Annotated in this window: 18 protein-coding genes and 1 pseudogene; 17 read left to right on the top strand and 2 right to left on the bottom strand. The window is 41.8% G+C overall.

Annotated elements, in window-relative coordinates; translation table 11 throughout:
* Positions 1-28: 28 nt before the first annotated feature.
* Both rpoE and BTR25_RS05025 read left to right on the top strand, forming a co-directional pair.
* Positions 29-622, top strand: a complete 594-nt coding sequence (rpoE, locus tag BTR25_RS05030; protein ID WP_075686765.1) for a DNA-directed RNA polymerase subunit delta — start codon at positions 29-31, stop codon at positions 620-622.
* Positions 623-838: 216 nt separating this feature from the next.
* Positions 839-2,434 (top strand): CTP synthase, encoded by a 1,596-nt coding sequence (locus BTR25_RS05025; RefSeq protein ID WP_075686763.1) that lies wholly within the window; start codon positions 839-841, stop codon positions 2,432-2,434.
* Positions 2,435-2,542: 108 nt separating this feature from the next.
* Here the strand turns inward: BTR25_RS05025 and BTR25_RS05020 are convergent, their stop codons facing one another.
* Positions 2,543-3,061 carry a DUF2529 domain-containing protein gene (locus BTR25_RS05020; RefSeq protein WP_075686761.1) on the bottom strand — a complete coding sequence of 173 codons (519 nt, stop codon included), beginning with the start codon at positions 3,059-3,061 and terminating at the stop codon, positions 2,543-2,545.
* A 175-nt stretch (positions 3,062-3,236) separates the two neighbouring features.
* Here BTR25_RS05020 and BTR25_RS05015 point away from each other — a divergent pair, with 175 nt between their 5' ends.
* From BTR25_RS05015 to prmC, 13 genes and pseudogenes are all read left to right on the top strand, one after another.
* Entirely contained in the window at positions 3,237-3,608 is a 372-nt protein-coding gene (locus tag BTR25_RS05015; RefSeq protein ID WP_075686759.1) for a response regulator, read from the top strand.
* Positions 3,609-3,847: 239 nt separating this feature from the next.
* Positions 3,848-4,705, top strand: coding sequence for a class II fructose-bisphosphate aldolase (locus BTR25_RS05010; protein WP_075686757.1), 858 nt, complete (start codon positions 3,848-3,850; stop codon positions 4,703-4,705).
* A 299-nt stretch (positions 4,706-5,004) separates the two neighbouring features.
* A complete protein-coding gene (gene fsa / locus BTR25_RS05005; RefSeq protein ID WP_075686755.1) occupies positions 5,005-5,655 on the top strand; it encodes a fructose-6-phosphate aldolase in 651 nt (216 codons plus the stop codon).
* A 210-nt stretch (positions 5,656-5,865) separates the two neighbouring features.
* Entirely contained in the window at positions 5,866-7,155 is a 1,290-nt protein-coding gene (locus BTR25_RS05000; RefSeq protein WP_075687066.1) for a UDP-N-acetylglucosamine 1-carboxyvinyltransferase, read from the top strand.
* A gap of 74 nt (positions 7,156-7,229) precedes the next feature.
* Positions 7,230-7,367: a fructose-bisphosphatase class II gene (locus tag BTR25_RS28600; protein ID WP_483295231.1), complete on the top strand. Its 138-nt coding sequence runs from the start codon at positions 7,230-7,232 to the stop codon at positions 7,365-7,367.
* Positions 7,330-7,479 (top strand): annotated as a pseudogene (locus BTR25_RS04990) (fructose-bisphosphatase class II); the annotation flags it as partial. The gene BTR25_RS28600 and the pseudogene BTR25_RS04990, both read left to right, overlap by 38 nt.
* A 287-nt stretch (positions 7,480-7,766) precedes the next feature.
* Complete coding sequence (gene rho / locus BTR25_RS04985; protein WP_075686753.1) at positions 7,767-9,032, top strand: transcription termination factor Rho; 1,266 nt, start codon at positions 7,767-7,769, stop codon at positions 9,030-9,032.
* A gap of 259 nt (positions 9,033-9,291) precedes the next feature.
* Positions 9,292-9,507 carry a 50S ribosomal protein L31 gene (gene rpmE / locus BTR25_RS04980; RefSeq protein WP_075686751.1) on the top strand — a complete coding sequence of 72 codons (216 nt, stop codon included), beginning with the start codon at positions 9,292-9,294 and terminating at the stop codon, positions 9,505-9,507.
* Positions 9,508-9,664: 157 nt separating this feature from the next.
* Positions 9,665-10,282 carry a thymidine kinase gene (locus BTR25_RS04975; RefSeq protein ID WP_075686749.1) on the top strand — a complete coding sequence of 206 codons (618 nt, stop codon included), beginning with the start codon at positions 9,665-9,667 and terminating at the stop codon, positions 10,280-10,282.
* Between the two features lie 245 nt (positions 10,283-10,527).
* Entirely contained in the window at positions 10,528-10,998 is a 471-nt protein-coding gene (locus tag BTR25_RS04970; protein ID WP_075686748.1) for a hypothetical protein, read from the top strand.
* Between the two features lie 101 nt (positions 10,999-11,099).
* Positions 11,100-11,609, top strand: coding sequence for a membrane lipoprotein lipid attachment site-containing protein (locus BTR25_RS04965; protein ID WP_075686746.1), 510 nt, complete (start codon positions 11,100-11,102; stop codon positions 11,607-11,609).
* 254 nt (positions 11,610-11,863) lie between these two features.
* Positions 11,864-12,937 (top strand): peptide chain release factor 1, encoded by a 1,074-nt coding sequence (gene prfA, locus BTR25_RS04960; protein WP_075686744.1) that lies wholly within the window; start codon positions 11,864-11,866, stop codon positions 12,935-12,937.
* Positions 12,930-13,796, top strand: coding sequence for a peptide chain release factor N(5)-glutamine methyltransferase (gene prmC, locus BTR25_RS04955; RefSeq protein ID WP_075686742.1), 867 nt, complete (start codon positions 12,930-12,932; stop codon positions 13,794-13,796). The genes prfA and prmC overlap by 8 nt, the downstream gene beginning before the upstream one ends.
* Before the next feature lie 113 nt (positions 13,797-13,909).
* Here the strand turns inward: prmC and BTR25_RS04950 are convergent, their stop codons facing one another.
* A complete protein-coding gene (locus tag BTR25_RS04950) occupies positions 13,910-15,706 on the bottom strand; it encodes a bifunctional metallophosphatase/5'-nucleotidase (protein ID WP_083652241.1) in 1,797 nt (598 codons plus the stop codon).
* A 207-nt stretch (positions 15,707-15,913) separates the two neighbouring features.
* Between BTR25_RS04950 and spoIIR the strand changes: the two genes are divergently transcribed.
* The gene (gene spoIIR / locus BTR25_RS04945) at positions 15,914-16,750 is read left to right on the top strand and encodes a stage II sporulation protein R (RefSeq protein ID WP_075686740.1); all 837 of its coding nucleotides are present in this window, start codon (positions 15,914-15,916) and stop codon (positions 16,748-16,750) included.
* A gap of 131 nt (positions 16,751-16,881) precedes the next feature.
* Entirely contained in the window at positions 16,882-17,328 is a 447-nt protein-coding gene (locus BTR25_RS04940; RefSeq protein WP_075686738.1) for a GNAT family N-acetyltransferase, read from the top strand.
* The last annotated feature ends 36 nt before the right edge of the window (positions 17,329-17,364 follow it).

The raw sequence follows: 17,364 nt of genomic DNA, 5'->3' as shown, positions 1-17,364 counted from the left end.
GTGTAAATAGAGAAAGGAAGTGCCGAAGTTGAGTTTAAAACAATACTCAAAAGAGCAATTAAAAGAGTTATCTCTGATCGAGATGGCTTACGAGTTTTTAAAAAATAGCAAACAAGCAATTTCCTTCCATGAATTATTAACTGAAGTTTCTAGAGCTGCTGAACTTAGCGAAAAAGAAGTTAGGTCAAGAATTGCTCAGTTTTATACTGACATAAATATAGATGGCCGTTTCCTTTCACTAGGGGACAACCGTTGGGGCCTCCGTGTATGGTATCCAGTTGATACGCAAGAGGAAGAAGTCGTTACGGTGATCAAACCTAAGAAGAAAAAGGCGAAGAAGGCTGTTGACGAAGAAGAACTTGAACTTGAAGACTTCGATGAAATCGATGATGAAGATTATGATGATCTTGATGACTTTGCGGATGAAGATGATGATCTTCTTGATGAAGACGAAGACATCCTGGAAGACATAGATGCAGTCGATGAGTTTGACGACGATGACGAAGAAGAGATCGATGAGGAAATTATCGAGGAAGATGACGAATTTGCCCTTGATGATGACGAGGATGACGATCTTGATGAGGATGACAATCTAGAGTTGGATGAAGACGAAAAACTTTAATGGCTTGACTTTTTAATACTAGCCTTGTAAAATCTTTTTTGGGCTCCTTAAAAAAGGACGGCTAAACATTAACACTCAAGCGCTCCCCTTACCAGTGTGTAAGCGGGGGGCGCTTTTTTTGTTTTTTTCGATTATTTGTGATTGAAAAATTTTTTAAAAAAGAAGCCTTAAACCAACAAAGAAATGCGCAAACTGATTTAGAGGGGGATTTATTTTATGACAAAGTATATTTTTGTAACAGGTGGGGTGGTTTCCTCACTTGGAAAGGGAATTACCGCTGCATCCTTAGGTAGATTATTGAAAAATCGCGGCTTGAATGTAACGATTCAAAAATTTGACCCGTATATTAACGTGGACCCAGGAACAATGAGCCCTTACCAGCACGGTGAAGTATTTGTTACCGGCGATGGCGCGGAAACAGACCTAGATTTAGGCCACTACGAACGCTTTATTGATATTAACCTAAATAAATATAGTAACGTTACGACTGGTAAAATCTATTCTACTGTACTAAGGAAAGAGCGTCGCGGCGATTATCTTGGCGGTACGGTTCAGGTTATTCCGCACATCACAAACGAAATCAAGGAGCGCGTGTTCCGTGCTGGTCATGAAACAAATGCTGATGTTGTCATAACTGAAATTGGTGGTACTGTTGGGGATATCGAATCTCTTCCATTCCTTGAGGCGATCCGCCAAATTAAAAGTGATATCGGCGGCAGTAATGTCATGTATATCCACTGTACGTTAATCCCGTATATCAAGGCAGCGGGTGAAATGAAAACAAAACCAACTCAGCACAGTGTGAAAGAGCTGCGCAGTCTTGGAATTCAGCCAAATATCATCGTGGTGCGTACAGAAATGCCTGTATCACAGGACATGAAGGATAAAATTGCTCTTTTCTGTGATATCGATTCAAAAGCAGTGATTGAGTGCCAAGATGCGGATACCCTTTACTCGATTCCACTGGCACTTCAAGAGCAGCATATGGATGAAATTGTGTGTGATCACTTAAAATTAACAACACCTGAACCAGAAATGACAGAGTGGAAAGCACTTGTCGAGAAGGTTCTTAACCTATCTGGTAAAACAAGAATTGGACTTGTTGGAAAGTATGTTGAACTGCAGGATGCTTATATTTCCGTTGTAGAAGCAATGAAACATGCAGGCTATGCCTTTGATGCTGATGTTGAAATTAAGTGGATTAATGCTGAAGAAGTAAATGGAGACAATGTTGCCGAATTATTAAATGATGTGGACGGCATCCTTGTTCCAGGCGGATTCGGTGACCGCGGTGTCGAAGGGAAAATTCATGCCACTCGTTATGCACGTGAAACGAAAAAGCCATTCCTTGGAATCTGCCTAGGAATGCAGCTGGCAACGATTGAATTTGCACGAAATATTCTTGGATACAAAGGAGCACATTCTGCTGAATTTGTACCAGAAACAAAGTATCCGATCATCGACTTGCTTCCTGAGCAAAAGGATGTCGAGGATTTAGGCGGAACATTAAGACTTGGTCTATATCCATGCCGGTTGCAGGAAGGAACGAAGGCATTTGAGGCTTACGCAGACGAAGTCATCTACGAGCGTCACCGCCATCGTTATGAGTTTAACAATCACTACCGTCAAGAAATGGAAGAGGCAGGCTTTGTCTTCTCTGGTACAAGCCCTGATGGCCGTTTAGTGGAAATTATTGAAATCAAGGACCACCCATGGTTCGTGGCATCACAATTCCACCCAGAATTCGTCTCAAGACCAACACGCCCACAGCCGTTATTCCGTGACTTCATTAAAGCAACACTACAAAAATAATTTTTGAGGGCCAGTTCTCTTTAAGGGGACTGGTTTTTTGTGTGGAAAAAAATGTCTAAATGTCCAAAACCATTCCAAACAAAAAAACGACCCTTTTAAAAAGTCGTTTTATAGATCATATTCAGTTAAAATTTCATCAATCGTAAACTTCAAGCCATAATAAGCATATAAACCTGCCATCGAGGCAGGATAGCCAAAGCGGTTTCCTTCATCATCTGGCAATAATCCTTTTTTTAGCTGTAAATTAATATGTACATCGGCCAAATCGGTAAGTTGTCCATCTTCGACTGCAGTAGAAACGGCTACCATTGGAATCCCTTTCTCCTGAAGCTGCACTGCCAGAGTAATGGCCTCTTGGTCGGCAGATGTTCGCGTAAACAATAACACACGGTCTGCGTCGGTCAACTCAGCAACATTCATTAACACTTTTGCAGATGTTAAAGGTTCTGCCCCCTGAAGCGCCTCTGATTCGATTGCCTTCATTTCTCTGGCACCGAAAATATAGATGCATCCTTCACCAGCAGGAGCCTGGGTGAGCAAGCGGGCACCATCTTCGAAAGCAAACTCTTCTTTTCCCTCAATTCTCTTGAATAAACCCATTAATTGGGTGGTAAACATTTTTAACATACTAAACCTCCTTTACACAAGTCTATTATAGTCTTTCTGTGAAAAAAGACAATTTACCATAAATTAACACAAAACAAGCTGGGAAATAAGGAGGTAATTTGGAAGTAATGTCGAATAGAAATCAACAGGGGATAATCTGGAAATAAAATTCTAACAAAATGGAAGAGGTGGAGTTATGAAAGAGAAAATTTTAATTGTTGACGACCAATTTGGAATCCGTATTTTATTAAATGAGGTTTTTCAAAAAGAGGGGTATCAAACCTTTCAGGCAGCAAACGGAATACAGGCACTTGATATTGTTACGAAGCATGACCCAGATCTCGTTCTATTGGATATGAAGATACCAGGAATGGATGGTATCGAAATTTTAAAAAGAATGAAGGTTATCGAACCAGATATTCGGGTAATTATTATGACGGCCTACGGGGAATTGGATATGATTCAGGAAGCCAAGGACCTAGGAGCCATTACTCACTTTGCTAAGCCATTTGATATTGATGACATCCGCGCAGCTGTGCGCAAACATATCCCGCAAAAGGCAAACTAGAGAACCGTTTTTAAAAGAAAACGCCTTCATTACAGTGGTTCCGCTTTCATTATGACAGTTTGCAAAACTCGATAAGATTAATGGAATTTCATTCTTCCTTTTGGTATGATACATATGGAACTTTTACTGGTTAATATCTAATCGGATTATACATAATCAGCAAAAATGAGGGAAAACCTGTTATGGAAAGCCCTGTTTTGTGAGAGGATACATGACCTATACTAAGGAGGAAAAATGATATGCCTTTAGTTTCAATGACAGAGATGCTTAACAAAGCGAAAGCAGAAGGTTACGCTGTTGGGCAATTTAACCTTAACAATTTAGAGTTTACGCAAGCAATCCTTCAAGCTGCTGAAGCAGAAAAATCACCGGTTATTCTTGGTGTTTCTGAAGGAGCAGCACGTTATATGGGCGGTTTCAAAACCGTTGTGAAAATGGTAGAAGGTTTACTAGAAGATTATAAAATTACCGTACCAGTTGCAATCCACCTGGATCACGGTTCAAGCTTTGAAAAGTGTAAAGAAGCAATCGATGCAGGCTTTACTTCTGTTATGATTGACGCTTCTCACCACCCATTTGAAGAAAACATTGAAACAACTTCTAAGGTTGTTGAGTATGCTCATTCTAAAGGTGTATCGGTTGAAGCAGAACTAGGAACAGTTGGCGGACAAGAAGACGATATTATCGCTGAAGGTGTTATTTATGCAGACCCGAAAGAGTGTGAAGAGCTTGTTAAGCGCACTGGCATCGACTGCCTGGCACCAGCATTAGGTTCTGTTCACGGTCCTTACAAAGGCGAACCAAACCTTGGTTTCAAAGAGATGGAAGAAATCGGTAAAGCTATTGGCCTTCCGTTAGTACTTCACGGTGGAACTGGTATTCCATTAAAGGATATCCAAAAGTCTGTTTCTCTTGGAACAGCGAAAATCAATGTAAATACTGAAAACCAAATCGCTTCAGCAAGAGTAGTTCGCGAAGTATTAGCTGCAAAGCCTAACGAGTACGATCCACGTAAATACTTAGGCCCAGCTCGTGACGCGATCAAAGAAACAGTAATCGGCAAAATGCGCGAATTCGGTTCTTCAGGTAGAGCTTAAGTAGAAAAGCGGAAGTGCCTTGCCCAGGGGCGACAGGCATAAGACGAGCCGGCATGGAGGTTGTACTTTAACCTCCTTGACGGATTGGCTTATGACCCGAGCTCCTAGGCACTGGAGCTAGACAGAGGAACATAATAAATTATATTAACTTTACTAGAACCTCTTGTTAGGACCTAGTGATAATGGTACAGTTGTAGTAATTGAAACCGCCCCTAAGTAAGTGGGCGGTTTCAATCTGTAATAAATAGATTGAAAATTTTGTCGAAACTTTTACTGAAAATTTGGAGGGGAAACATAACATGAAATTTTTTATTGACACAGCTAATTTAGAAGAAATCCGTGAGGCGAATGACTTAGGATTACTAGCGGGAGTAACAACCAATCCATCCCTTGTGGCGAAAGAAAAAAACGTATCCTTTCACGACCGTATTAAAGAAATTGCAGAATTAGTACCAGGTTCAGTAAGTGCTGAAGTAATCGCTTTAGATGCAGAAGGAATGATCGCTGAGGGCAAAGAACTAGCAGCAATCGCTCCAAATATCACAGTAAAAGTTCCAATGACACCAGAAGGCTTAAAAGCTGTACATGCTTTCTCAAAAGTAGGTATTAAAACAAATGTAACTCTTATTTTTAACGCAAACCAGGCACTTCTTGCTGCAAGAGCAGGCGCTTCATATGTATCTCCATTCCTCGGAAGATTAGATGATATTGGCCAAAATGGTTTAGATCTAATCTCTACAATCGCTGATATTTTTGCGGTTCATGGCCTTGAAACCGAAATTATTGCAGCATCAATCCGTAATCCAATTCACGTAACAGAAGCAGCTCTAAGAGGTGCGCATATTGCCACTATCCCTTACAAGGTTCTAATGGGCTTAACACATCATCCATTAACAGATAAAGGGATCGAAGCGTTCCTGAAGGATTGGGAAACTCGTAATAATAGCTAATTGGCTGTAATTTTTTCCATTTTTTTCGAACTTTTTTCATTATAGATACATGAAAATTAAATTTTCGTGTAAACTAGATGATAGACAAGCTGTCGGAATTTGCCTTTTGATGGTGGAAATATTTATCTTAATTGGCGGTTAATGGGAGTCAGTCCCATGGTTGGCAGAGATTTTTTTAGCCAAACCCAAAGGCTTAGAAGGGAGTCGAAAATGGAAAAACTTAAAATTGCAGGCGGTTACCCATTAAAAGGTACCGTAAGAATAAGTGGAGCAAAGAATAGTGCAGTTGCCTTAATTCCAGCAACCATCTTGGCAGAATCACCAGTAACTATTGAAGGCCTGCCAGATATTTCAGATGTAGAAATCCTAAAGGACTTACTCGAGGAAATTGGCGGGAAGGTAGAGCTTTCGGATGATTTTGCTATGACAGTTGATCCCTCAGCGATGATTTCGATGCCATTGCCGAACGGAAAAGTAAAGAAGCTGCGTGCTTCGTATTATTTAATGGGTGCCATGCTGGGCCGCTTTAAAAAGGCGGTTATTGGGTTACCAGGAGGCTGCCATCTAGGTCCCCGTCCGATTGACCAGCATATAAAAGGCTTTGAAGCACTAGGTGCGAGAATTACGAACGAACAGGGAGCAATTTATTTGCGAGCCGACGAGCTGCGCGGTGCTCGAATTTACCTGGATGTAGTTAGTGTTGGCGCAACGATCAATATTATGCTTGCTGCTGTTAGAGCAAAGGGCCGGACCATCATTGAAAATGCAGCGAAAGAACCAGAAATTATTGATGTAGCCACATTATTAACCAACATGGGTGCAAGAATTAAAGGTGCTGGTACGGATGTTATTCGGATCGACGGTGTTGATCAACTTCATGGCTGTCAGCATACGATTATTCCTGACCGTATTGAAGCCGGTACCTATATGATTCTTGGTGCTGCTGTTGGTGAGGGTGTGTTGATTGATAACGTTATTCCACTGCATTTAGAATCACTCATTGCGAAGCTTCGTGAGATGGGTGTTCAGGTTGAGACAGGGGACGATCAAATATATGTCAGTGGCTCGCGTGAATTGAAAGCGGTTGACATTAAAACATTGGTCTATCCAGGATTCCCAACTGACTTGCAGCAGCCATTTACCTCACTTTTGACAAAAGCCGCTGGTTCTAGTGTCGTCACCGATACCATATACGGTGCCCGTTTTAAGCATATCGATGAATTAAGACGAATGAACGCGAACATTAAGGTTGAAGGTCGCTCAGCGATCATCAATGGTCCTGTTCAGCTTCAGGGAGCGAAGGTAAAAGCGAGCGACTTAAGAGCAGGTGCTGCCTTAGTCATTGCCGGTCTTATTGCTGAGGGCGTAACCGAAGTAACCGGACTTGAACACATCGACCGTGGTTACAGCAATCTAGTCGAAAAATTAAACGGACTTGGTGCCACCATCTGGCGCGAAGCTTTAACAAAAGAAGAAGTAGAACAATTAGAGAACACCTAAATAAGCTATACTAATTTTCCTAGTCTGTTATACCATTGAGGTAGATACTATAAAGTAAAGGTATAATAGAAAGATTGGGGATTGAACCATGGAGAGAAGCTTGTCCAATGAAAGGTACTGTGGTCATTGGAGAAGGGGAAATGGACGAAGCGCCAATGCTTTATATACTAGTATTTAACAGATGGAGAACTATTGCGCGGTGTGCAATTTAAAGGCTCTTACGGCTCTACGCATTCGATTGTTATGCGTGCTAAATCAGGCACAGTACGGTTTGTTGAAGGTCGTCACAGCTTAAAAAAGAAACCAAACTTAGTAATAAGATAGTTTTTTACATAAGAGACTAGGCGTCAGAGGTCTAGTCTCTTAACCCCCAACAATTAGAGAAAACCTCAAACCTGAGATTTCCATCAAAAATTAAGTTGATTAATTTTTTACCCAAAGGGTACAATAGTATTGTTTTAGTATATAACATATCTGCTATTCTATTCATATCTTTCAAACTTCAATAAAAACAATTCTATTCCTCAACTTCCTTTTCTAAAAAAATAGAACTCCCTATCACTTAGACTCCGGTAGCGGAATAGAGAAAAATATTAAAGAGTGGTGTACAAATGGAATTAACAATATCCAGTTTAGAAAACATGAAGCTAAAAGAGCTTTATGAACTTGCGCGTGAATTCAAAGTAACGTACTACAGCAAGTTATCAAAAAAAGAACTCATTTTTGCCATCTTAAAATCACGTGCAGAGCAGCAGGGCTACTTCTTCATGGAAGGTGTCCTTGAAATTATCCAATCGGAAGGCTTTGGATTTTTAAGACCCATCAACTATTCACCTAGCTCTGAGGATATCTACATCTCGGCATCGCAAATCCGACGTTTTGACCTTCGTAATGGTGATAAAGTTTCCGGTAAGGTTCGTCCGCCGAAAGAAAACGAACGCTATTACGGATTGTTACACGTAGAAGCGGTAAATGGTGAAGACCCTGAATCAGCGAAAGAACGCGTTCACTTCCCAGCTTTAACTCCTCTCTATCCAAATAGATTGATGAAACTTGAAACAACTCCAAAATATCTTTCAACAAGAATTATGGACCTAGTTGCTCCAGTTGGCTTTGGACAAAGGGGCTTAATTGTTGCGCCGCCAAAAGCGGGTAAAACCATGCTATTAAAAGAAATTGCCAACAGCATTACCACCAACCATCCAGACATTGAACTAATTGTTCTTCTAATTGACGAGCGTCCTGAGGAAGTAACCGACATCGAGCGTTCAGTAGCAGGCGATGTTGTAAGCTCAACGTTTGATGAAGTCCCAGAAAATCATATAAAAGTTGCCGAGCTTGTACTCGACCGCGCGATGCGTCTAGTTGAGCATAAACGTGATGTTGTCATTTTAATGGACAGTATCACTCGACTAGCACGTGCCTATAACTTGGTTATTCCGCCAAGCGGCCGTACGTTATCTGGTGGTATCGACCCGGCAGCCTTCCACCGTCCAAAGCGTTTCTTTGGTGCAGCTCGTAATATCGAGGAAGGCGGAAGCTTAACGATTCTTGCCACAGCCTTGGTGGATACAGGCTCACGTATGGATGATGTGATTTACGAAGAATTCAAAGGAACTGGTAACATGGAGCTGCATCTTGACCGACAGCTTGCCGAGCGCCGTATTTTCCCTGCGCTGGATATTCGTCGATCCGGAACACGTAAAGAGGAGCTGCTTCTTCCGAAAGATCACCTTGACAAATTATGGGCAATCAGAAAATCTATGTCAGACTCACCAGACTTTGTCGAACGCTTCTTGAAAAAATTAAGACAAACTAAGTCTAACGAGGAATTCTTTGCCCAAATCGGAGAAGAACTGAAGTCAAGAAGGTCGTAAATATACAAATAAAACCATTGAAACCTGCCTTGCAAAAACAGGTACTCCTTGTTATAATGGGTGCAGTGTGTTTTTAGTATTTGATGCTTGTTTTAAGACAGGCTTATCCCGCAGTAACGTGCAGTAAGACCTCCGGTCAACTGCTCGTAAATGCTCGATTGGTTCAACTAACCATCAGCGGGAAAAAGCACCCGCTAATGGAAGTTTCACCTTATATAACTCTGTTTCGAAAGATTCAGGGCGGAAGGAGATGAAAAGAATGAAAACAGGAATTCATCCAAATTATAAAACAATAACGGTGAGCTGCGCATGTGGTAACACATTCGAAACTGGTTCCGTTAAAAAAGAAATCCGTGTTGAAACATGTTCAGAATGTCACCCATTCTACACAGGTCGTCAAAAATTCGCTGAAGCTGGCGGACGTGTTGACCGTTTCAACAAAAAATACGGTATCAAGAATGAACAACAACAATAGTTGCTCAAGAACAGGCAAGAGGAAATTTGGCTTGCCTGTTTTTTATTTTGAGTTTTTCAGAAATATTAACCTTCTTTTTAGGTTTGAATAAAAGCTTATCGCTACATAAAAAATAGATTAAATTATGGTTTTGTGCTTAGGAAGGAGACGCTGAGTTATGTATCTAATGAAGCAAATCGGATGGGTTGAGGTTATCTGCGGTAGTATGTTTTCTGGAAAGTCAGAGGAATTGATTCGCCGCGTGCGCCGTGCTCAATTTGCAAAACAAAAAATTGCTGTGTTTAAGCCAAAAATCGACAATCGCTACAGCGTGCAATCTGTCGTTTCTCATAATGGTTCTTCTTTTAAGGCCAAGCCTATATCACACTCCATTGAAATCCTCCACCATGTTGAGTCTGACATTGATATTGTCGCCATCGATGAAATACAATTCTTCGATGAAGGAATTATCAGAGTCGTCCAGCAACTAGCTGACAGTGGGCATCGCGTAGTATGTGCGGGACTTGATATGGATTTCCGCGGTGAGCCATTCGGCCAAATGCCTGGATTGATGGCAATCGCAGAAACCGTAACAAAGCTTCAAGCGGTCTGCACCGTATGTGGATCACCTTCAAGCCGAACTCAGCGCCTGATTGATGGCAACCCTGCATCTTACCACGATCCGGTTATTCTCGTCGGTGCATCTGAAGCCTACGAACCACGCTGTCGTCACCACCATTATGTTCCAAAAGCAGCCCGGACCATTGAAAAAGAAGAGACAAGCGTCTTGAAATAAAGTGAAACTTCCATCAGTGGGGATTTTCTTCATCCCTTACTGATGGTTATTTTTATGGGTGCGAATTCCATTTGTAGAATTGCCCGTTCTTTGTAGAATAACTCCAAACTTTGTAGAATAACCTCTAAACTTTTTAGAATAAGTCCCCATGATGAGAATGTTTCTTATCGTGAGTTCCATTGGAAGGATTTCACTCGAACAGTTTGCTCTGCTGCGGGAATGATAGTAGTAGGAGGTGCAAGCTTTTGAAAAAGTGGCTCTGTTTCTCAATTTTTACGATGCTGCTCGTGTTAGCAGGCTGTGACGCGGGTAATGACCAAACCGCATATGATTTACGTAACGACCGGACCAATCCGAACTTCATGACGCATGAACCGGAGAATAAAAGTCAACGCCAGGTGGAAGAAGATATCACCGGGCAAAATCCTAATTTCCTTAATTTAAGAAGAGTAGGAACCGATGATGATGATGAAGACCAGTCAAACGTTAACAACCGCGGCCGGGATATCGATATCGCGCGGGATATTATTAACCGCTCTAATGAATTTACCGCTCAGTCGATTTGGATCAGCAACACAGGAGACGACATGATTGTGACCGTAAACCGAAAAGCAAAAATCGCTAACAATCGTGAAGAAAATCATGCAATTGGGCGTCTGCAAAAAAGACTCACTACCGCCCTGCCACGCTATAGCTTTGATATTAGAGAAAGATAACATGCTCTAGACCAGGGCATGTTTTTTTGTCTCTTTTTCCCAATATATCAGGTGCAATAGTTCTTTTAGAGGGGGCATGATAATGGGAGGAGGTGTAAGCCGTGAAAAGATATGGGATTGCCTTAACCGCTTTGTTCTTACTAGCTGGCTGTCAAACGAATAATGAGGATTCTGCCTATAATATCACTAAAACGAATCCAAATTTTATGGCAAACCGGCAGGATGCTGCCTACCAGGTTCAGCATAATAATGGGAGCGAGCGAAATGAGGCTGATTATAATCAAAATGTCATAAATCGAAATGTTGTCGCGGAGCCAAATGGTGGCCCAGGACAGAATGGTACTGCCTTTGATATAAGAAGAGTTACATTAGGTTCTCACGCTAGAACGGACTCTTCTCAGGACATGCAAGGTGTCAGGAAATTAGTGAATCAAACAGGTCATTTTAGAGTCGACTCTATTTATGTCAGTGAAGACACTGACCATATGGTAGTAACGGTACATGAAACAAGAAGGCATAATACTGCAGAACAGTACGATGAACTTGCAAGACTCCATGCAAAATTAGTACAATCGCTGCCACATTATACCTTTGATGTAAGAGGTAGATAACATGCTCTGACTACCAGGGCATGTTTTTCCGCCTTAGAAACTATCGACCCCATTGGAGATTTACCTGCCTTCAGAAAATTTACCTGCATCTATGAACAACTTCCTGCCGTTCTGACCAAAATACCTTCCTTCAGAGACTTAACTGTCGAACAAAATCGTACACGAAAAATTTCCCATCACTAATTTGTTTTTGACGGGGGTTTTCACCTATACTATAATTAGAATGTTATGGACTAAAATAGAGGTGAGAAACTGTGTTTGATCGTCTTCAATCTGTTGAAGATCGTTACGAAAGATTAAATGAACTTTTGAGCGATCCACAAATCATTAATGATTCAAAGAAACTTCGTGAATTTTCAAAAGAACAATCTGATATACAAGAGACTGTACAAACGTACCGTGAATACAAAGAGGTACGCGAGCAATTGAAGGATGCCAAAGCGATGCTTGATGAAAAGCTGGATACGGATATGCGTGAAATGGTTAAGGAAGAAGTTAGTGAGCTTGAAGCGCAAATCGAGGAACTAGAAGCAAAAATGAAGTTCCTTATGATTCCGAAGGATCCCAATGATGACAAAAACGTTATCTTTGAAATTCGTGGTGCGGCCGGAGGAGAGGAAGCAGCCTTATTTGCTGGTACGCTTTACCGAATGTATAGCCGCTTTGCAGAAGCACAGGGCTGGAAAACGGAACTAATTGACGCCAATCCAACAGGTCTTGGCGGCTACAAAGAAATCAGCTTTATGATTAATGGGCAAGGTGCCTATTCCAAATTAAAATTTGAGAATGGTGCTCACCGTGTTCAGCGTGTGCCTGAGACAGAGTCCAGCGGGCGGATTCATACATCAACAGCAACGGTTGTATGCTTACCGGAAGCAGAGGATGTTGAGGTAGAAATCAATGATAAGGATATCCGTTTTGATGCGTTTGCTTCAAGCGGCGCCGGCGGACAGTCTGTTAACACGACGATGTCAGCCGTTCGTTTAACACATATTCCAACAGGGATTGTGGTATCCATCCAGGATGAGAAATCTCAGCACAAGAACAAGGACAAAGCGATGAAGGTATTGCGTGCGCGTGTATATGATAAGTTCCAGCAGGAAGCTCAGGCTGAGTACGATTCAGTTCGGAAATCTGCAGTGGGTACTGGTGACCGATCTGAACGAATCCGTACGTACAACTATCCGCAAAACCGCGTAACCGACCATCGGATCGGCTTAACTCTTCAGAAGCTTGATCAAATTGTCGAAGGTAAGCTTGATGAAATCATCGATGCGTTAACGTTAGAGGATCAAACAAGCAAGCTTGAAAGTGGTTCAAATGAGTAAAAAAGTCTATGAAGCTCTCCAATGGGCTTCTTCTTTTTTAAAAAAAGCAAACCGTGATGATCATGCTGGAGAGCTTTTGCTCCGTCATTTTACGGGGATGTCACGCGCGCAGCTATTTGCAAACGTTCGTGATGATTTATCGGAATCACAGTGGGAGCAATTTCAAAAAGCCCTTCTTGAGCATGTGAAGGGGATGCCGATTCAGTATATCATCGGTTCGGAGGAATTTTATGGCCGGACGTTTATGGTAAATGAAGAGGTTCTCATTCCAAGGCCGGAGACAGAGGAGCTTGTTTACGAAACCCTAAAGCGGATGAAGGTGCTGGGTAGTGCCAGAAATTTAAAAACTGTTGATATCGGCACGGGGAGTGGCGCAATTGCAATCACCTTGAAGCTGGAAGAACCGTCGCTCAACGTATTTGCTTCTGATATTGCGGAAGAGTCGCTGAAGGTAGCACGGGAAAATGCCCTTCGCTTAGAAGCCGAGGTTGAGTTTGTTAGGGGTGACCTACTGCAGCCATTTGCTCTCGACCAGTTTGATGTGGTCGTTTCGAATCCTCCTTATATCCCGGTCAGTGATGCAGCGGAAATGTCGGAGGTAGTGACCGAGCATGAGCCGCACCGTGCGCTGTTTGCTGGGGAGGATGGGCTTGATTTTTACCGGCGCTTTATGAGGGAGCTTCCACAGGTACTCGCGCCGCGCGCGCTGGTTGCGTTTGAGATTGGGGCCGGTCAGGGGGAGGCGGTAGCCGACCTTTTCCGAAAAGCCTTCGAAAATGTCATCGTAGAAGTGGTAAATGATATAAACGGCAAGGACCGGATGGTGTTTGCGGAAATTACTCAAAGCTCTGGGGCGTAATGCTCTGGAGCTTTATTTAATTTTGAAAAAAGCCCTACCTGAAATGGATTCAGATAGAGCTTTCAATACATTCAGATTTGGAAAAAAGAGCGGTTGTGCACTTTTCTTTCCAATTAATATCTAATCTTTTGGATTCTATTGTCGATTCCGTAGGTAAAGGGTTGTGGTTGCGTTTTAATAAAGTCGACAAGTGCTTCTAAATCAACTGGACCGATTACCTTATTCGTTGCTTTTGTAAATAGTGTAAATCCGTCTCCTCCACCAGATAGGAAAACGTTTGCGGTTACTGTATAGGATGTGCTCGGGTCTAATTGCGTGCCATCCGGCAGCATAATCGATACAATCTTTTGTCCTGCTGGCAGATTTTCATCCCATGTATAGGTTAACCCAGAAATTTGCAGCATCGTTGTTTTTGTACCCCATTGCTGGTTGAGCAAGTCTCGTATTTGTTGTCCAGTCATGGTCATCTTGACAAGATCATTATTAAAAGGCTGAACGGTGTAGAGTTCTCCCCATGTAATGTCCCCTTGGTCAATGTCTGCTCGAATGCCGCCTGGATTCATAAAGGCAAATTGAGTGTTCATAGCCTGTCTTTGGGCATCTGCGACCACATTTCCTAAAATGGATTCCCCGTTATCATTGCGCATGGCTGTTAAAGGAACCGCTGCAGTCCCAATGACTCGATTGACAATTGGTTCAACGGTGTCTTCATACTTTGCCAGCATTTTTGCTATTTCGGTATCAGCATCCATTCCTTCATGAAAAGTGGTGACGATTTCTCCCCTTTTTGTTACAATATCTTTCGTTTTTGGATCAATCTCAATATCCACATCGGAAAATGCCGTTCCATAGGAATAGGATTGAACAACAAGCTTATTATCGATCGTTGCATTCATGTATGCATGATTATGGCCGCCAAAAATGATATCTACTTCATCGTCCACATTGTTCGCGATATCAACGAGCGTACCAGTTGGATTCTCCCCGTTCACGCCTGATGAACCGGGGTTATGTGCTAATACCACAATGGATTTGACACCCTGCTTCTTCAATTCAGCAACATTGCGATTAATGGCTTCTACTTCATTTGTAAAGGTTAACCCGGCTACTCCACTGGGCACCACGATTGTCGGTGTTTCAGTAGTCACTACACCGATAAATCCGATAGGCATCCCGTTTACTTTAATCACTTCATAGGGTGGTAATAGCGATTTACCGGTTTTCTGATTGATTACATTCGCTGCCACCCAAGGGAAATTAGAACCAGCAAAATCACCTGTTTCTTCGTGTGTTCCGCCATTAATGAGGCGAAGCAGTTCATCTGCGCCTTCATCAAATTCATGATTACCGACGGTTCCGATATCAAGACCAAGTTTGTTCAAAATCTCGATCGTAGGTTCATCCTGCAACAGTGCTGATGCAGGTGGGCTAGCGCCTATCATATCACCTGCTTGGACCAATAGTGTATTCTTATTCTCTGCTTCTCGTTGCTTTAAGTATGCTGCTAAATAGTCAGCTCGTCCTGCCGGTCTTCCTCCAACGTTACGTGTTACATTTAACTGACCATGTAAGTCATTAATGCCTAGAAGCTGCACCTGGATATAACGATTATTGGCAGCAGGGGGCTGTTCCTTTTTCTTTTTTGTTTCTGGCCGATTGGAGATATGTCCGTGATATTCTTCTGATAAACCTTGATCTCTGTTGGCAATATTTTGAGTTAGTTTGCCAACATTATTCTCATTTTGATTTCTTTCAGTAAGATTAATATGATTGAGATTATTGTTTTTATCTGTTACTTGTTGTGGATTTTGGTTATTTGTTTGATTACGCTCTCCAGCATTCTGATTGCCTGAACAACCAATCAAACTAAATATTAGTAAAGATAAAAAGGCTCTGTAAAAACACTTCATAACATTCCTCCTAGGTATACTAAAGCTTGCATTGGTATTTTTTGTTTTTATACTAAGGAATATACAGATTTTTTATAGGTGTAATACACTTGACCAGGAAACTCTTTAAATCTAAGAGCCCTCAAAGATGATAAATAATCTATTTTTAATAGTTTAAGATTCTTGGCTTTTGTCCACACTGAGGATAGTGAAGGGACGGTGCCAACAATGAATAATAAAATGTTAGTTTGGTCTTATTTAATAATTTTATCATTTGCTACGATAATGAATTTATATATGCCAAAAAGTGAAGCGGCCGCGAAGGATTCGATTGTGATACCGGGGGATGCCATCCGATTAAGGATTCTAGCAAATAGTGATTCGGCTGCGGATCAGGAGATTAAGCGCAAGGTTCGTGATGAGGTTAATGCGCAGATTACTTTATGGGTGCAGGATTTAACTTCTCTAGAAAAAGCAAAGACAGTGATTAAGTCGAATATGCCTGAGATTCAAGCGATTGCTGAAAAGGTTGTCACAGAGCATGGGTCAGGTCAGAGTGTGAATATTGAATTTGGTAAGGTTCAGTTCCCAACGAAATTGTATGGACAGTTTTTATATCCTGCTGGTGAGTATGAAGCGATTTTGATTACGTTAGGTGAGGGTGTAGGGGCGAACTGGTGGTGTGTGCTTTATCCACCGTTATGCTTTTTAGATTTCTCAAACGGTGTGGCCGTCAGTGATGGATTCGAGGACGTGGCTGCTGCTGAGGAACAGACAGAGCCTTTGGTAGAGTTACCAGTAGAGCCAGAAGTAAAAGAGCAAGTTACGGAGAAAGTCAAAGAGAAGGTCAATGAAAAGGTCAATGAAAAGGTAAAAGGAAAAATCCATGTGGAGCTTGCTGTGGAAGAAGTTGAAGTAAAGGAAGAAACTGTAGTTAAAGAAGTGAAAAAAGACAAGGCAGCTGAAAAGACGGTGAAGGAAGCCCCTGTGTATACAGCTGAGGACGAAGAGCAAGTAAAGGTGAAATTCTTTGTCGTAGAAATTTGGCAGAAGATTTTTAATTAGGATTGGATGGTAAATGAATTGCCATTCTTTTTTTTTGAAATTTTACTAGATTCCACTATGCCTTTCGTTCTATTTGGAAGTTTCTTTCATAGTAATAGAGTAGAAAAGAATTTGAAAAAGAGGTGGATAGGATGCAGGCGTTGATTCGATGCGGTAATGTGGAGGATTTGGGAAAATTAAGAGAGTTTCTAGAGCGTGCGGGACTTGGGACGGAGGGACTTACGGAGGAAACGATAGAGTACTTTTTGCTGCTAGAGGATGAGGATGGTACGATAAAGGGTACACTTGGAATGGAGACCTTACTAGGCAGTGGAATGTTACGCTCACTTGTGGTGTCCCCTGGACAAGCTGAGAAGGATATTTATTTGCTGATTAATCAAATGATGAAGTTAGCGAAGGATAAGGGCTTGGACAGCTTGTTTTTGGCAACGAATAAGGGAGGCGCTTTGGCCTTTTTCGAATTACTAGGGTTTCAAAAGGTGATTCGGGAGGAATTGCCTGTCCCATTATTGGAATCAGAACATATTCGACAGGTTTTAAATGTGGATAACTCGTTATTTTTAAAATTCACGCTATAATTGTGGATATATAACAAAAGTTATCCACATTTTTAG

The sequence above is a fragment of the Bacillus sp. MRMR6 genome (assembly GCF_001940785.1).
Classification (GTDB): domain Bacteria; phylum Bacillota; class Bacilli; order Bacillales; family Cytobacillaceae; genus Neobacillus.
This window is presented reverse-complemented; position numbering and strand designations above follow the sequence as displayed.

Excerpts from the sequence above, each read along its gene's own strand:
- BTR25_RS05025 (WP_075686763.1), top strand. The coding sequence starts at position 839 with ATGACAAAGTATATTTTTGTAACAGGTGGGGTGGTTTCCTCACTTGGA.
- BTR25_RS05020 (WP_075686761.1), bottom strand. The coding sequence starts at position 3,061 with ATGTTAAAAATGTTTACCACCCAATTAATGGGTTTATTCAAGAGAATT.
- BTR25_RS05015 (WP_075686759.1), top strand. The coding sequence starts at position 3,237 with ATGAAAGAGAAAATTTTAATTGTTGACGACCAATTTGGAATCCGTATT.
- BTR25_RS05010 (WP_075686757.1), top strand. The coding sequence starts at position 3,848 with ATGCCTTTAGTTTCAATGACAGAGATGCTTAACAAAGCGAAAGCAGAA.
- fsa (WP_075686755.1), top strand. The coding sequence starts at position 5,005 with ATGAAATTTTTTATTGACACAGCTAATTTAGAAGAAATCCGTGAGGCG.
- BTR25_RS05000 (WP_075687066.1), top strand. The coding sequence starts at position 5,866 with ATGGAAAAACTTAAAATTGCAGGCGGTTACCCATTAAAAGGTACCGTA.
- rho (WP_075686753.1), top strand. The coding sequence starts at position 7,767 with ATGGAATTAACAATATCCAGTTTAGAAAACATGAAGCTAAAAGAGCTT.
- rpmE (WP_075686751.1), top strand. The coding sequence starts at position 9,292 with ATGAAAACAGGAATTCATCCAAATTATAAAACAATAACGGTGAGCTGC.
- BTR25_RS04975 (WP_075686749.1), top strand. The coding sequence starts at position 9,665 with ATGTATCTAATGAAGCAAATCGGATGGGTTGAGGTTATCTGCGGTAGT.
- prmC (WP_075686742.1), top strand. The coding sequence starts at position 12,930 with ATGAGTAAAAAAGTCTATGAAGCTCTCCAATGGGCTTCTTCTTTTTTA.
- BTR25_RS04950 (WP_083652241.1), bottom strand. The coding sequence starts at position 15,706 with ATGAAGTGTTTTTACAGAGCCTTTTTATCTTTACTAATATTTAGTTTG.
- spoIIR (WP_075686740.1), top strand. The coding sequence starts at position 15,914 with ATGAATAATAAAATGTTAGTTTGGTCTTATTTAATAATTTTATCATTT.
- BTR25_RS04940 (WP_075686738.1), top strand. The coding sequence starts at position 16,882 with ATGCAGGCGTTGATTCGATGCGGTAATGTGGAGGATTTGGGAAAATTA.